Origin of the sequence: Flavobacterium arcticum, from assembly GCF_003344925.1 — a bacterium.
Taxonomy (GTDB): domain Bacteria; phylum Bacteroidota; class Bacteroidia; order Flavobacteriales; family Flavobacteriaceae; genus Flavobacterium; species Flavobacterium arcticum.
In genome coordinates this window covers 2,941,496-2,957,741 of sequence record NZ_CP031188.1, presented here as the reverse complement: position 1 = coordinate 2,957,741, position 16,246 = coordinate 2,941,496, and the positions used below count along the sequence as shown (strand labels likewise).

Genomic DNA, 16,246 nt, shown 5'->3' with positions numbered 1-16,246 from the left:
AGGATGTTAATGTTCTTATGCTTTTTTACAATATTTTTAAATGAAGTTTTCTTTTTTAAGATAAGCCAATGTAAAAGTGCACCAGGATATACTACTGTAGTTATTAAGACTTCGATTATTATTTCGAAAATGAAATCGCCCATAATTGGTGTTTTAGAGGATTTAAATATAATAATTTGTTTTTTCTTGTAAGAAGAAGTTATAAATTACGTTCTAACCTAGAAAGTGATACAACCTTTTGTTAACTTACTTCGTCTATACCTACAATAACCAATACTTAACAATATATAAATGCATAAAGTTATTACCGTATTATTACTGTTGCTGGGAGTTACAGTACATTCACAAATTAAAGGTAAAGTAACCTCTTCCGATGGTCAATCTATACCTTTTGTAAGTATAACAGTAGAAGACACCTATACTGGTACTACTGCTAACGAAAATGGGGAGTATGAGCTAAATATAAAAAAAACAGGTAATTATACACTGCTTTTTCAGTCTATAGGTTATAAAACTAAGAGAAAGAGTATTGATATAAAAACTTTTCCGTACTTGCTTAATATTACTTTGCAAGATGAAACATATCAGCTAGATGAAGTGGTGATTTCTAATAAAGAAAATCCTGCCATTGCTATAATTAGAAGTGCTATTGCTAATAAGAAAGAAAACTCTGCTAAAACAGGACGGTTTGAAGCTGACTTTTACTCTAAAGGTATTTTTAGAGTAAAGGATGTTCCTAAAAAGATAATGGGCATAAAGGTAGAAGATGAAGAGGAAAGTATGCTAGATAGTACAGGAAGTGGTATTATATACCTATCAGAAACGGTATCTAAAATTACATTTGAGCAACCTAATAATCTTAAAGAGCGTATAATTGCTTCTAAAATAAGCGGTAATGATAATGGTTTTAGTTATAACACCGCATTAGGTACTTCTTATAATTTTTATGATAATTATGTAAAGTTTGGTATCAATATGGTGTCGCCCTTAGCAGATAACGCTTTTAATTATTATAAGTTTTCTTTTGAAGGTAGTTTTTTTGACGAAAACGAAACGCAGATAAATAAAATAAAAGTAATACCGCGCCGAGATAAAGAACCTGTAGTTGAAGGTTATATTTATATCGTAGAAGATAGTTGGGCTATTTCGGCTGTAGATTTTGATATAAAAGGATATAGAGTACAGCAACCTATAATGGAAACTCTAAACTTAAAACAAAACTTTAGTTACAATACTAAAAATAGAATATGGGCTAAAAATTCGCAAACACTAGATTTTAAAGCAGGGTTATTTGGTATAACCTTTACAGGCAAGTTTACTCATGTATATACTAACTATGTATTTCATGATAGTTTTGATAAAGGCACTTTTGGTAAAGAGGTTGTGTATATAGAGAAAGACTCTAATAAAAAAGATTCCATATATTGGAATGAAATGCGACCTGTACCGCTTACAGAAGAAGAAGTTGTTGACTATGTAAAGAAAGATAGCATACAAACACTGCACACCTCGCAAACCTATCTTGATTCTACAGATCAAAAGAATAATAAGTTTGGTGTGTTCGATATTCTATCGGGTTATACCTATCGCAATTCATTTAAAAAATGGCGTATAAGCTACGATGGTTTATTAGGTCTTTCTAATATTGGCTTTAATACTGTACAAGGATGGAACCTTAATACAAACCTTTCTTTTACGAAGTATGATGAAGATACAGGGAAGTCAACCTACTTAGGTACAAATTTTGAGTATGGTTTAGCCGAAGATAGACTACGTGTTTTAGGGCGTTTTACTCATCGCTTTAATAGGACTAATAATGCTACTCTTTATTTAACAGGAGGTAATGTAGCTGAACAATATAATGAAGCAAAACCTATAAGTAAATTTATAAATACGGTTAGTACATTGTTTTTTAAGGACAACTACATGAAGCTGTATGATAATACTTTTGCTAAAGCACAATACCAACAGGAGATAATTACAGGGCTAAATGTACTGGCTACTACAGAGTATACTAGAAGAAGAGCCTTAACGAATCATACTGATTATGTTTTAATAAAAGATAGTGACAGTTACACTTCTAATAATCCATTAGCGCCAGAGGTAGACGTACCTACTTTTGAGAAACATCATTTAATGAAAGCAAGTATTGTGGCGAATATGAGATTTGGTCAAAAATATATAACCCGTCCTGATGGTAAAATACCTATAAGCAGTCGCAACTATCCTTCATTTTCGGTAATGTATGAAAAAGGTTTTGCGGGTAGCGAAAGTAATTATGAGTATGATTTTGTTGCTGGGCGTGTTACTTATAACACAACGTTAGGTAATAAAGGTAATTTTGGCATTAATATAAAAGGAGGTAAGTTTTTTAATGCTGATAATATAGCATTTATCGACTATAAACATTTTAATGGTAACCAAACTCATGTGGGAGGCGGACAAAGCTATTTGAATGTTTTTAATTTACTACCTTATTATAGTCATAGTACTAATGATGAATATATGGAGCTACACGCAGAGCATAACTTTAAAGGATATATAATGAACAAAATTCCGTTATTAAATAAATTGCAATGGAATCTTGTAGTGGGATATCACCAAATTTCGACACCGGATTATAAACCATATAGTGAGTTTACTGCAGGTTTTGATAATGTAGGTTTTGGCAAATTTAAAATGTTGCGTATTGATTATGTTCGTTCTTATCAAAATGGTTTCCAGACTGATGGTGTTATTTTCGGACTTAAATTTTTAGATATACTTTAATGTATGTTAAATAGTATTATATAATAAAAAAGGATGCTGATATATAGCATCCTTTTTTTATTTATATGAAATAGTATATTAATCTATTCTTTCAATTTTAGCACCAAGAGCTTTAAGTCTTTCATCAATTCTTTCGTACCCTCTGTCTATTTGTTCACTGTTTTGTATAATACTTGTTCCTTTAGCCGAAAGTGCTGCTATGAGTAGCGAAACTCCTGCACGTATATCTGGCGAGGACATTTTAACACCTTTTAGTTGTGATTTAAAATCATGACCTATTACAGTTGCTCTGTGTGGGTCGCATAATATAATTTTTGCTCCCATATCTATCAGCCTATCTGTAAAGAAAAGGCGACTTTCAAACATTTTTTGATGTATCAGGACACTTCCTCTTGCTTGTGTGGCTATTACTAATATAATGCTCAAAAGATCAGGAGTAAAACCAGGCCAAGGTGCATCGGATATAGTAAGTATAGAACCATCTATATAATTTTGTATTTCATAACCGTCAGGATGTTTAGGGATAAATATATCATCGCCTCTACGTTCTAGTGTAATCCCTAATTTTCTAAATGTATTTGGTATAACACCAAGGTTATCCCAACTTACATTTTTAATAGTTATTTCACTCTGGGTCATGGCAGCAAGACCTATCCAGCTACCTATTTCAATCATATCAGGTAATATTCTGTGCTCGCAACCACCAAGCTTTTCTACACCTTCTATATGTAATAGATTAGAACCTATACCTGTAATTTTAGCTCCCATGCTGTTAAGCATTTTGCATAATTGTTGCAAGTAAGGCTCACAAGCAGCATTATATATAGAAGTTTTACCTTCGGCAAGTACAGCAGCCATAACAATGTTAGCAGTTCCTGTAACAGATGCTTCGTCTAGAAGCATATAAGTACCCTTAAGTCTTTCAGCTTCTACTCCGTAAAAAGAATCTTCTTTATTATAACGGAATGTAGCACCTAGATTTATAAATCCTTCAAAGTGTGTGTCTAGTCTTCTTCGCCCAATTTTGTCGCCTCCAGGCTTAGGGATATACCCTTTACCAAAACGTGCAAGTAAGGGACCAACCAACATAATAGAACCTCTCAATGCTTTACCTTCTTCTTTAAAAGCCTCTGATTCAAGATGTTTTATATTAACATCTTTGGCTTGAAAAGTATAAGAACCGTGTGCCAGTTTTTCTACTTTTACACCAAGGTTACTTAGTAATGCTATAAGCTTATTAACATCAATTATATCGGGTATATTGGTTATAGTTACTTTCTCAGGAGTTAGTAATACAGCACATAATACCTGTAATGCTTCATTTTTTGCTCCCTGCGGTGTAATTTCGCCATGTAGCTGTAGCCCTCCTTCAATTTTAAATGTTCCCATGTTGTTTTAAAGAATTAGGATTTTCTGTTTTTATTATTTTGGTTATTTTTTCCACCAGAGTTAGATCGATGAGATTTAGGTTTTATAGTGCCAAACTGTGTTTTATTACTTAGCTTTTTATTTACCTTCATTAAATCAGAAGAGGTAGAAAGCTCTTCTTCGCTTTTTAAAAGATCTATTTTTCCTCCTGATAATTCTAACAGATGTTGAAAGATAACATCATCTTTAACAGTGTCTTTGTTCCAGCTTAAAAATGATTTTTTCATATGGTTAGCTATAACCATAATAAGTGCGTTTTTAAGCTCTCCGTCTTCCCATTTATTGGCTACATCTATCATGTATTTAATATTGTTGCCATAAAAACGATACTTAGGGAAATTTTGAGGGTAGGCAAGCCTTTCAGGCTTTTCTTCTAACATTTCTTTAGAAGGAATAGGGTAGGGTGAATCTACATCCAGATTGAAGTCAGACATTATAAATATTTGATCCCAAAGTTTGTGCTGAAAATCAGGTACATCGCGTAGATGAGGGTTGAGGTTACCCATTACTGATATTATATATTTTGCAGCTTTGTTTCGTTCTTCTTTGTCCTCTATGGCCGCGGCTTGGTCAATTAGTTTTTGCAAGTGCCTTCCATACTCGGGTATTATTAAGTGAGTCCTTTCGGAATTATACTCTAATGAGTTTACTGCTTCTTCCGGTGTATATTGCATATTAGTTTTTGAAAAAATTATAGTGAGATTATACCTTCAATCTCTGAAAGTTCTATATACTTATCTATTACAGATTGTGCGCTTACCATTTTTACATTTATAGAGATACTGGTATATTTTTCGTTTTTAGATTTAGTAGTTTTTATAACAGCTCCCATTCCGTTAAAAGTATTCTCTACTTTTAATATCTTTTCAGGATTTGTTGGAACGATAAATTTAAATAAATATTCTGATGGCCAAATTGTTGAATCTGATAATTCTTGTTTTAGCCTTTTGTAAAATTCTTCACTTTTGTTGTCCATGTATAAGTAAATTATAGGCAAATATACGCTTTACATAGTAACTTCCCTAAAAAACCAATTAGCATACTATTTTTACTGAAAAAAATAAGTCGTGCTGCTATTTATTAAAGATGTCACTTTATAATTTAAGTTTATTGCTGTTTATTATTTTTATAATTTGTAACTGTAATTGACGATTTTATTATGTTTTAAACTTTAGGGTTAAAATGGTAATTATAGATAGGACAGATGCAATAATAAAGCTATATCGTATAATTTTATCTAATACTGATTTGTTCTGAAATAATTTGAATACAAAGAAAAGAGCTACACCCATAAAAAAGTTTAATAAAATAAGTGTAGTTAATATATTGTTTAGGATAGTATTAATTACTCCAAAAGCGTTTATTAATGCCATACTATTTAGAATGACAAAAATAATAAACCAGATGAAATAAAAAGCAACTATAGTATGGAAGGCAATATGTTTGTAGTCAATTTTTTTCATATTCATAATTGAATATTTTTTAATCAAAATTTATGCCGTAATGAATTAAGCAAGGGTTTGGTTCTAGTATAGTGTTTTAATTAGATGTTGGTTTTTTTGATTTAAAAAAATACTATATACTCACAATCTGAATGTTACTGTTTTTTGTTGTGCAGATTTGTTTTAATATTGTATTAGATTACTATTATATTAATTATATTTGCAGCATTATTTTAATGAGCCCCCGCTCCCTAAAAATTAACTTTATTAGCTAATGAAATTAAAAGATCTTAAATCTTGGGTAAACAAGCTATCTGATGATGAGCTTGAAAAAGAGTTGCACTATAACGCTATGGATTATGGTATTTCAGGTACTATATCTGAAATTATTCACTCTGATGATGATTTGTATTATGTAGGCGATGAGCCCGCAATTATGAATACTAGTAAAGAGTTGAAACAAAGAGGTTATTCAGAATATGAAATATCCGAATTGGATGTAGAGGTGCCTAATGGTTGTTACTACATTGAGTTGAGTAATGAGTATAGTATTCTTGAACGATTTGCAGATTAAAAAATCGAATACTAAGCTATAAGTACTAAAAAAAGGGTTTTATAAAACCCTTTTTTTAGTACTTATAGCTTCAATTATAGAAATTAGTTTGAAGTAAGTTGTTTTTCTTCTCTTCTTTTCGAAAAGTAATAATAAGCAAAACTAATAGCTACAATTGCTAGTACTATAATTTTACCGTTAATTGGTGCTACAGGGTCACCACCATCTTCTACACCACCATCTCCGTCACCAGTACCATCCTGATCACTTGGTTGAGCAAACAAGGTATAATCACTTGCTATTAGGAAAATAAAAACATACAAATTTAAAAATAACTTTCTCATACTTTTGGGTTTATTTCTAAAACAAATATATGTATATATTTAGTATAAAAAAATATTTGTATATTTTTTTTAGGTTAACAATTAATAAATGAATTGTTATTTGTTTTGTGTATAAGTGTTTGATTAGGTATTAGATATATATTTAAAGTGTAGTTTTTAAAATTACTATAGCCTAACGTCTATGATGCATATAGGTATAAAAAAATTGAATGATTTTATTCCATATTTATTCTATTGTATATAACACTTTTATTATAAAATAGGTTTAAGTAAATTTGCTCCTTATATAAAAATTGTGGCTAAAGAAATAATAATAATAATTGGCGGACCAGGCTCTGGGAAAACGAGTCTTATAGAGTATCTTGAAAAAAAAGGACATACTTGCTATCCTGAAATTTCACGTGAAGTTACCCTCGAGGCGCGTAAACAAGGTATAGAACAACTGTTTTTAGAAAAGCCGTTGCTTTTTAGTGAACTTCTACTCGAAGGTAGAAAAAAGCAGTATACCTCTGCTGTTAATGATGAAAGTGATATCGTATTTATAGATAGAGGGTTGCCCGATGTTTTGGCTTATATGCATTACATTGGCGATGCTTATCCGTCTTTTTTTGATGATGTTTGTAAAGAATATAGATATACTAAAATATTCTTTTTACCGCCTTGGCGCGAAATATATACCGCCGATGAAGCTCGTTATGAAAGCTATGAGCAAGCAGAATTGATTGCTACTCATTTGCAAGAAACATATAAAAGTTATGGTTATCAATTAATAGAAGTTCCAAAAGATACTCTAGATAACAGAATTCTTTTTATATTGGAGCATCTTTCATAATTTATATGCAACAACCTCTTGAGATTCTAAAAAAGTACTGGCAGCATGATAACTTTCGCGATCCGCAGGGAGAAATAATCCAATCGGTACTCGAAGGAAAAGATACTTTTGCTTTAATGCCTACAGGTGGAGGAAAATCTATATGCTTTCAAATACCTGCATTAATAAAACCGGGGATTTGTTTAGTGGTATCTCCTCTTATAGCTTTAATGAAAGATCAGGTTGCTAATTTGTCTCAACGTGGTATTAAAGCTATTGCGTTAACAGGAGGCTTGTCTCCCGATGCTATAAGCGATCAATTAGATAATTGTAAATTTGGAGATTATAAATTTCTGTATGTTTCGCCTGAGAGGTTACAAGCCGATTGGATCATAGAACGTATAAAAGAATTGCATATAAATCTTGTTGCTATAGATGAAGCGCATTGTGTGTCGCAATGGGGGCATGATTTTAGACCAGCGTATTTAAAAATATCTGAATTAAAAAAACATTTGCCCTATGTTCCTTTTCTAGCCCTAACAGCATCGGCTACAAAAAGAGTGCAAGATGATATTGTAACAAATTTAGGATTAGAAACCCCTATTGTATATAAAAAATCATTCTTTAGAGAGAATATAGCCTACATGGTTTTTGAAACCGAAGACAAACTACATCGTTTACAACAAATACTCACTAAAAATCCTGAACCCTCTATTATATATGTTCGTAATAGAAAGTCGTGTCACGATGTTTCGCAACAACTCCAATCGTTAGGGTATAAAGCGACTTATTATCATGGCGGGCTTAGAGAAAAAGAAAAAGAAGCCAATATGAAGGCTTGGATGCAAGAAAAAGTGCAAGTAATAGTAGCTACTAATGCTTTTGGTATGGGGATAGATAAGGTTAATGTGAAAACAGTTATTCATATACAACTTCCAGAAAATCCAGAAAACTATTATCAGGAAGCAGGTAGAGTAGGGCGAAACGGCGAAAAATCATTTGCTATATTGCTTATAAATAAGTCGGATATTGTAGTTACTCAAAATCAGTTTATAGAAGTCTTGCCAGATAGAAAGTTTTTAAAAAATGTATATTCTCGATTAAATAGTTATTTACAAATAGCCTATGGTGAAGGTATAGGGCAAACTTTCCCTTTTAACCTTAATGCCTTTTGCTGGCAATATAAATTTTCTGTTGTAAAAACATATAATGCGCTTCAGTTTTTAGATAGGCAAAGTATCATTACATTATCTAAACAATTTTCAGAAAGTATTACACTTCAGTTTCTGGTGTCAAGTAAAGAAGTATTGCGTTATACAAGCCTTAATCCTGCAGATGAGGAGATGGTTCTTGCTATTTTAAGAAATTATGCAGGTATATTTGATATGGAAACAGCTATTAATACTAATCTTATAACAAGGAAGGCAAAAACTAGTGAACAGGAACTTTTAGCCTTAATGCAGCGTTTACAACAAAAAGGAATTATTAGCTATACTAGTAAAGGAGCTGATAGTAGTCTTACTTTTAATGAGATTAGAGAAGATGATTTGACTATTAATCGTGTTGCGGTTTTTTTAGAACAACAAAACAAAATAAAATTACAGCAATTTGAGACAATAGTGCATTATGCAACAAATACTAATAGGTGTAAGAGTCGTTTACTACTCGATTATTTTGACGAGGAAAAAAGTAAAGATTGTGGTATTTGTTCTTATTGTATAACTAAAAATAAAAAGTCGAGAAATATTATTGATCTAGCACAATCAGTATTACAACTGTTAGAAAAAGGTTCTTGCAATTCGCGTGAGATAGAGCAAAAACTTGAACTTTCATCACAGGAAACTATATATGTTTTACAACTTTTGCTAGAAAATGAAAAGATTAAATTAAATACAAATAACCAATACATTATAAAGTAATGGAACGTTTACGAATTGTTTTTATGGGGACTCCCGAATTTGCGGTAGGAATTTTAGATGCTATATATCAAAATAACTATGATATTGTTGGGGTTATAACAGCCCCTGATCGTCCTGCTGGTAGAGGGCAAAAAGTAAAACACTCTGCTGTTAAAGAGTATGCTCTCGAAAAGAACTTAAAGCTTTTACAACCTACAAATTTAAAAGATGAAAATTTTTTAAAAGAGCTTGAAAGTTTAAAAGCAAACTTACAGGTAGTAGTGGCTTTTCGTATGTTACCAGCTCAAGTATGGAAAATGCCAAAGTTAGGTACATTTAACCTACATGCATCATTATTGCCTCAATATAGAGGGGCTGCTCCTATTAACTGGGCTATTATTAATGGTGAAAAAACAACAGGAGTAACCACTTTTTTTATAGATGATAAGATTGATACAGGTGCTATTATATTAAAAGAAGAAACGGCTATAGTTCCTACTGAGGTGGCAGGAGAACTACATGATAGACTTATGCTGCTAGGTGTTGATGCGGTTCTAAAAACACTTACTCTTATTGCGAACGGACAAACAGAAACGACTATACAACCTACAGATGCAGATATAAAAACGGCTTATAAATTAAATAAAGAAAATTGTAAAATAGACTGGGCTAAGCCAGGGCAAGCTATTTATAATCTTATAAGAGGACTAAGTCCGTATCCTGCAGCATGGACTTTTATTAATGATAATGAACAAGAATGGAATGTAAAGATATATAATGCTCTATTCATAAAAGAAAATCATGATATTGAAGTAGGTAAACTTATAATTGATAAAAAAGAAATTAAGGTAAGTGTTGCTGATGGATATATTGTATTGCTTGATTTGCAATTTCCAGGTAAGAAAAAAATGACAGCAGGTAATTTGCTAAACGGTATGAAGTTTACTAAAGATGCTATAGCAAAATAGTCAGTAAACACAAGTGTTAACGAAAAATTATAATTTCCAAGACTGTTTGTTAACATTTTAATAAAAGTTATTAACAATTAAATTGAAATAGATATAAAACACTTGCATGATATAGATTTCCTGCTAAATTTGTAGGACAGGATATATAAAAGCATTATTTTTAAACCAAACAATTAATAACAATTATTATGAACAAATCAGAATTAATCGACGCGATGGCTGCAGACGCAGGAATATCAAAAGGTGCAGCAAAGAAAGCATTAGAGTCATTCATAGGTAATGTAGGCGATGCGTTAAACCAAGGTAAAAGAGTATCTCTAGTAGGTTTCGGTTCTTGGTCTGTAACTAACAGAGCAGCTAGAGAAGGAAGGAATCCACAAACAGGTGCTACTATTCAGATTGCTGCTAAAAATGTTGTTAAGTTTAAGCCAGGTGCTGAGCTTGATGGTGCTGTTAATAAATAATCATATCAATTAGCAAAGTATATAAAGCCTCTCTTATCGAGAGGCTTTTTTTATAAAACTTTATAAATTTATTTTGGATGTCTATTTTTTTTAACTAAATTTAATTCAAATTGAGCGACTATGATTTCACTAAAACCAAAAAAAGGGCACTTGCTTATTGCAGAGCCTTCGACCATAGGAGATCTGTCATTTAACAGGTCTGTGGTATTGTTAGCCGATCATAATACGGAGGGCGCTGTAGGATTTATTTTGAATAAACCCTTAGGTTTTACTATACAAGATCTTATTCCTGAAGTAAGCGGGGAGTTTAAAATTTATAATGGAGGTCCTGTAGAACAAGACAATCTGTATTTTATACATAACATACCAGAGCTTATACCTAATAGTATTGAAATATCTAATGGTATTTATTGGGGGGGAGATTTTGAGTCTACTAAAGAGCTAATTAATAAAGGAAAGATAAAAAAGAACAATATTCGCTTCTTTTTAGGTTATACAGGCTGGGAGGCACATCAACTGGAGGATGAGCTTGAAGATGATTCATGGATAGTAGCTGAAAATAGTTACCAAAATAAAATTATAGGAAAATCGAGTGCTTCTTTTTGGAAAGAAAAAATAATGGAGCTAGGCGGTGAGTATTTAATATGGTCTAATGCGCCTGAAAATCCTACCTTAAACTAATCCTAATCTTATTTGAGCATTTAGTTTTTTAAGAATACCTAAAGCTAAATGATTATTGTATTCTTTTTTTCTATATTTAGTAATGGGTTGTATGCCTACAATTACGTTAGTAATAAATAATTCATCGGCTTTTTGAAGATCAAAAGGTGATATAGATGCTTCTTCAACTATAATTCCTTCGTGCTTTTTGGCTATTGCTAAAACTTGTTTTCTCATAATACCATTAAGACAGCCATCTACTACTGGTGGTGTTATTAGTTTATTGTCCATTAACATAAACAAGTTGCCTTGTAGTGCTTCTACTACGTTTTTATCGTCATTTAAAAGCAGGCAGTTATTTAATCCATTTTCGTTAGCAAAAATACTTCCTGTAATTTGCACCATTTTATTAACCGTTTTTAAAGAAGATAGTAATTGTTTGGTTACATAAAAGTCTTTAAAAAGATCTACTTCATATACTGTATCTGAAAAATGATATATAGGGGTGTCTAATGTATCGGCTGTTATAATAAACTCGGTATTGTTATCTGTAGGTAAGTAATATCCTCCGGGTTTTCTAAAAAATGTAAGTCGTGCACGAGCAGAGGCATTTAGATTTAAACTATTAACTAACTCTACTACCTTTTGCTCCATATACTCCATAGTAAAGTACATAGGTATTTCCATTCTGACTATACGCATAGATGCCATTAGTCTAAAATAATGGTCTTCTATAAATAATACTTTTCCATCAAGTACTTTTAAGGTTTCAAAAATAGCATCTCCATATAAAAATGCTCTATTTTGATGTATAGTGATGTCTGATTGTGCTACTAAGTTGCCGTTATAACTTATCATAAAAAAGCCCTATTTTTTAATAGGGCAAATATAACTGTAATCGTACTGATATCCTAAACAGAACCTAAAACATGTTTAAGGTCAGATATTTGATTTTCCCATAATTGCTTAGCTTCTTCCAAATCATCTTCATAAGCAAAGTCTACAACCATTATCGATACATCTTTTGTAATTTCATCGACTAATATTCTTAACTCAAAATAATACTCAGTATCTTTATTATCGTCATCTACCCATCTAAACTTAATTTTTTCTCCAGTTTTTTTAGAAGACATTCTAGCTTTTTCTTCAGAGTCATCCCATATAAAGGTGAAAAATTCTCCTCTAGAGTTAACATTATCAGCAAACCATTCTGATAACCCTGATGGTGTTGATATGTATTGGTATAAAAGCTGTGGCGATGAGGTTATCGGGATTTCGAGTTCATATTTTATTTTTTCGTCCATCGGTCTATCAAATTTTCGCGAAATATAGAATAATAAACAGTTAAAAAAAAACATTTAGTTAAAATAATTTTTTCAAAAAAATATGTTTGCAGGGTATAAATAAAATTATATATTTGCACCCGCATTGGAGTAATAACAATGTTAGACAAAAAAAGGCGAGGTAGCTCAGTTGGTTAGAGCGCAGGATTCATAACCCTGAGGTCACGGGTTCAACTCCCGTCTTCGCTACAAAAGTAAGTTATTGATACAAACGGTTTTAAAGCAATTTAAAACCGTTTTTTTTATAATAAATATGTTCAATCTATTATAATTTGAACATATTTTTGAACATAATTGATACTAAAAAAAGTAATTTTTTGACCTTAAAAGATCATAATAATAATAATACTTCTAAGTGATTTTTTAAGACTACATTTATTTCTTACTCTAGAATATATTATCATTTTTTTAAAACGTTACTTATTTTTACCAAAAAAAAGGGATTATGGGTTTAGTACAAATTGAAAAAGAATCTCCTATTAATAATATCTTATCTTTACAAAAGGATTATTCGTACTCAAAATCGGTAAAGGAAAGAAAAGCAACTGGACAATATTTTACTGGATCGGTTATCGCGAAATATATGGCATCTCTTGTGAATATACCTAATAAAAAATGTATCAGAATATTAGATGCGGGGGCTGGTTTAGGTATATTAACAGCCTCTGCTTCTCTATATTGTCTAGAAAAAGGGTGTGAGAGTGTTCATGCTGTTTTATATGAAATTGACAAAGATATTTTTGACAAAATAAAAATATCAATGGATAGCATTTATAACGAATTTAGAGAAAACGGAAAAAAATTTTCGTATGAAATTATTTCTGAAGATTTCATTCTTTCGAGACCTGATAAAAATAAAGACATTGAACCTTTTGACATTTCTGTGATTAATCCTCCTTATTTTAAATACAATTTGAAAACTTCCCCATATGCACGTGCTGTAGCTGATTTATATGATGGTGACCCAAACATCTATGCTTCATTTATGGCTGTGGTTGTAAATTGTATGAATGTAAATGGACAATTGATTACTATTACGCCAAGAAGTTTTACAAATGGATTATATTTTAAAGGTCTTAGAGGTTTTCTATTATCTAAAGTTTCTTTAAGCTTAATTCATATATTTAGACATAGGAATAAAATTTTTCAAAATGATGAGAATAAAGTTTTACAAGAAAATATTATTTGTTCTTTCGTTAAAAGAAATCAATCTAATAAAATTACAATACGTTCTAGTGATTGTGATTTAAAAATTGAATCTGCAGAAGAAAGACAATACTCGTCGAGTACCATTATTTATACAGCAAATAATTTAAAACTAATTCGAATACCAGAAAATGATCAAGAAGCAGCTATTCTAAAAATAGCAGAAAGTCTGCCAAACACTTTCTCTAAAGCAGGCTATTTCATATCGACAGGTAAAGTTGTTGAACATAGAACTAAGGATTTTATTATAAGTCCCAAGGTAGAGGCAAATTCAGTTCCCTTATACCGACCTCATAATATAACCCCAATGAAAATCTCTTGGGATGGTAATCATAAAAAAGATGTTTCTTTTATTCTTAATAAAAATCACGAAAAACATACTATCATTAATTCAAACTATGTTATATTAAAGCGTTTTTCATCTAAAGATGAAAAACGAAGATTAGTTGCAAGTATTCATTTGCAAACAGATAAGAATTATAAATATATTGGGTTTGGAAATAAAACTAATTATATTGGATTGATAGGAGAAACTCTTTCTCAAACAGAAGCCTTTGGGGTATCAGCTCTTTTCAATTCAACTTTTATGGATAAGTATTTTAGGTGTATATCAGGGAATACACAAGTTAACGCCACTGAAGTTAGGGTTATGATGTTTCCTTCTAGGAAACAAATCCAACAAATAGGTGGTCAAATTGAAAAATCACAAATTGACAACCAAAAAGAATTAGATGAAATTGTAAACTCTATACTTGCAATTAATTTTTAAACACCAACAATAAATTATGCAATTCACTGAAGAACAAACTGTAAAACTAACCCTTGCGAAAGAATTATTAGAAAAATTAGGACTTCCAAAAGCTCAATGTAATAATCGTTCAGCATGGGTGTTCTTAGCATTAGCAGATATCAAACCAAATGATAATTGGGCTGAAGCAAAATCTCCTTTATTACCCACTGTTACGATTATGGAATTCATTCGAAATGAATATGGGATGGATTATAAACCAAACAGTAGAGAAACAATAAGGCGTCAAACTTTACATCAGTTTGAGCAAGCTAGAATAATTGATAGGAATAGGGATAATCCAGCTCGTGCTACAAATAGTAAAGACAATAATTATTCTCTAAATAAAGAAGTTATAAATATTTTAGTCGAATATCCTAAAGGGAATTGGGAAAAAAAAATACTCGAATATAAAAATTCAGTTACTGAATTAACAGAGCAGTATAAACGTACTAGAGAGATACATATGATCCCTATCAAAACACCAGATGGTCGTGTATTCGAATTATCTCCAGGTGAGCATAACAAACTTCATGCTGATATTATTTATGAATTTTGTTCACGATTTATTGGGTCAGATGGTCATATATTATATATAGGTGACACAGCTAGTAGTAGAGAAGAAAAAGGGAAGTATATGCTATTAGAAACTGAGTATTTAAAATCGTTAAATGTTTCTCCTATGTCCCATGATAAATTACCTGATGTTATTGTTTATGATGAAAAAAATAATTGGCTATTTTTAATTGAAGCAGTTACTAGTCATGGACCGATTTCTCCAAAACGTTGGGTAGAATTAGAAGTAGCATTTAAAGAATGTAAAGCAGGATTGGTATATGTAACTGCTTTTCCGAATCAAAATACTTTTAGGAAATATGCAGCTGACATTGCTTGGGAGACAGAAGTATGGATTGCTGATAATCCCAGCCATATGATACATTTTAATGGAGATAGATTTTTAGGTCCACATAAAAAGGGGTAATAAATTATTAACCCATATTTTTCCAAGTTCTAAATATATGAATGGATACTTAGAGATAGATTTAAAATAGTTTGCAAATTTTAGTGAACAATTTTTTGAACATATTTTATGTAAAAATTAAAAATCATTGCTTTTTAATTCGTTGATTTTAAGTGATTTATTTTTTTGGTTTATGATGGTTTAAAATTCATAACCCTGAGGTCACGGGTTCAACTCCCGTCTTCGCTACAGGTAATCCCGTAACAAATAGTAAATACTGTTGGTTACGGGATTTTATTTTTTTAGCTCTTCTATACATTTTTAAAAGATATTTTTCAAGTCATAAAACATCGTTTATTAGATTTATTCTTATTTCCTCATTAAGTGTTTTTCTTACGATTACTTGTCGGTTGCACTTAAATAAACAATTGTATTATAGATCAAGAATACAGTTTATCGATACTTTACTACCGTTCGTCGGAACTAATGGGGTGTAAGTCTATTTGTTAAATAATGATTTCTATTATGTAATAAATTTGCACCATAATAACGAAAGTTATTATAGTAATTTTTTAGTTGGATGGAAAGCCTGTAGCAATACAGGCTTTTTTT

At 31.1% G+C, this 16,246-nt stretch carries 15 protein-coding genes and 1 tRNA gene; 10 read left to right on the top strand and 6 right to left on the bottom strand.

Annotated features, from left to right (window positions below; translation table 11 throughout):
- Window positions 1–291 precede the first annotated feature (291 nt).
- A complete protein-coding gene (locus DVK85_RS13400; RefSeq protein WP_114678926.1) occupies window positions 292–2,769 on the top strand; it encodes a DUF5686 and carboxypeptidase regulatory-like domain-containing protein in 2,478 nt (825 codons plus the stop codon).
- 78 nt (window positions 2,770–2,847) lie between these two features.
- On the opposite strand, the gene murA is transcribed toward DVK85_RS13400, so the two are convergent.
- Genes murA through DVK85_RS13385 form a run of 3 tightly spaced genes read right to left on the bottom strand, consistent with a single transcriptional unit; the run spans window position 2,848 to window position 5,173 of the window.
- Complete coding sequence (murA, locus tag DVK85_RS13395; RefSeq protein WP_114678925.1) at window positions 2,848–4,158, bottom strand: UDP-N-acetylglucosamine 1-carboxyvinyltransferase; 1,311 nt, start codon at window positions 4,156–4,158, stop codon at window positions 2,848–2,850.
- 14 nt (window positions 4,159–4,172) lie between these two features.
- Window positions 4,173–4,871: a DUF4290 domain-containing protein gene (locus DVK85_RS13390; protein WP_114678924.1), complete on the bottom strand. Its 699-nt coding sequence runs from the start codon at window positions 4,869–4,871 to the stop codon at window positions 4,173–4,175.
- A gap of 17 nt (window positions 4,872–4,888) precedes the next feature.
- Window positions 4,889–5,173, bottom strand: coding sequence for a DUF493 family protein (locus tag DVK85_RS13385; protein WP_114678923.1), 285 nt, complete (start codon window positions 5,171–5,173; stop codon window positions 4,889–4,891).
- Between the two features lie 740 nt (window positions 5,174–5,913).
- On the opposite strand from DVK85_RS13385, the gene DVK85_RS13375 reads away from it, so the two are divergent.
- On the top strand, window positions 5,914–6,213 hold the full coding sequence (locus DVK85_RS13375; protein WP_114678921.1) for a hypothetical protein: 300 nt from the start codon (window positions 5,914–5,916) through the stop codon (window positions 6,211–6,213).
- An 83-nt stretch (window positions 6,214–6,296) separates the two neighbouring features.
- Here DVK85_RS13375 and DVK85_RS13370 read toward each other — a convergent pair whose 3' ends face one another.
- On the bottom strand, window positions 6,297–6,536 hold the full coding sequence (locus DVK85_RS13370) for a hypothetical protein (protein ID WP_114678920.1): 240 nt from the start codon (window positions 6,534–6,536) through the stop codon (window positions 6,297–6,299).
- Window positions 6,537–6,831: 295 nt separating this feature from the next.
- Here DVK85_RS13370 and DVK85_RS13365 point away from each other — a divergent pair, with 295 nt between their 5' ends.
- The 5 genes from DVK85_RS13365 to DVK85_RS13345 all read left to right on the top strand — a co-directional run bounded on the left by DVK85_RS13365 (window position 6,832) and on the right by DVK85_RS13345 (window position 11,358).
- Window positions 6,832–7,368 (top strand): AAA family ATPase, encoded by a 537-nt coding sequence (locus tag DVK85_RS13365; protein WP_114678919.1) that lies wholly within the window; start codon window positions 6,832–6,834, stop codon window positions 7,366–7,368.
- A 5-nt stretch (window positions 7,369–7,373) separates the two neighbouring features.
- The gene (locus tag DVK85_RS13360; protein WP_114678918.1) at window positions 7,374–9,266 is read left to right on the top strand and encodes a RecQ family ATP-dependent DNA helicase; all 1,893 of its coding nucleotides are present in this window, start codon (window positions 7,374–7,376) and stop codon (window positions 9,264–9,266) included.
- The gene (gene fmt / locus DVK85_RS13355; protein ID WP_114678917.1) at window positions 9,266–10,213 is read left to right on the top strand and encodes a methionyl-tRNA formyltransferase; all 948 of its coding nucleotides are present in this window, start codon (window positions 9,266–9,268) and stop codon (window positions 10,211–10,213) included. Before DVK85_RS13360 ends, fmt begins: the two co-directional genes overlap by 1 nt.
- 188 nt (window positions 10,214–10,401) lie before the next feature.
- Window positions 10,402–10,677: an HU family DNA-binding protein gene (locus DVK85_RS13350; RefSeq protein WP_114678916.1), complete on the top strand. Its 276-nt coding sequence runs from the start codon at window positions 10,402–10,404 to the stop codon at window positions 10,675–10,677.
- A gap of 120 nt (window positions 10,678–10,797) precedes the next feature.
- On the top strand, window positions 10,798–11,358 hold the full coding sequence (locus tag DVK85_RS13345) for a YqgE/AlgH family protein (RefSeq protein WP_114678915.1): 561 nt from the start codon (window positions 10,798–10,800) through the stop codon (window positions 11,356–11,358).
- Here the strand turns inward: DVK85_RS13345 and DVK85_RS13340 are convergent.
- Both DVK85_RS13340 and DVK85_RS13335 read right to left on the bottom strand, forming a co-directional pair.
- A complete protein-coding gene (locus tag DVK85_RS13340) occupies window positions 11,350–12,195 on the bottom strand; it encodes an aminotransferase class IV (protein ID WP_114678914.1) in 846 nt (281 codons plus the stop codon). The genes DVK85_RS13345 and DVK85_RS13340 overlap by 9 nt on opposite strands.
- 53 nt (window positions 12,196–12,248) lie before the next feature.
- Entirely contained in the window at window positions 12,249–12,641 is a 393-nt protein-coding gene (locus DVK85_RS13335) for an START-like domain-containing protein (protein WP_114679073.1), read from the bottom strand.
- A 154-nt stretch (window positions 12,642–12,795) separates the two neighbouring features.
- Between DVK85_RS13335 and DVK85_RS13330 the strand changes: the two genes are divergently transcribed.
- The 3 genes from DVK85_RS13330 (at window position 12,796) to DVK85_RS13320 (ending at window position 15,655) form a co-directional block, all read left to right on the top strand.
- A tRNA-Met gene (locus DVK85_RS13330) sits at window positions 12,796–12,869 on the top strand.
- 256 nt (window positions 12,870–13,125) lie between these two features.
- Window positions 13,126–14,655 carry an Eco57I restriction-modification methylase domain-containing protein gene (locus tag DVK85_RS13325; RefSeq protein WP_205431324.1) on the top strand — a complete coding sequence of 510 codons (1,530 nt, stop codon included), beginning with the start codon at window positions 13,126–13,128 and terminating at the stop codon, window positions 14,653–14,655.
- Between the two features lie 16 nt (window positions 14,656–14,671).
- Entirely contained in the window at window positions 14,672–15,655 is a 984-nt protein-coding gene (locus DVK85_RS13320) for a BsuBI/PstI family type II restriction endonuclease (protein WP_114678913.1), read from the top strand.
- Window positions 15,656–16,246: the final 591 nt, after the last annotated feature.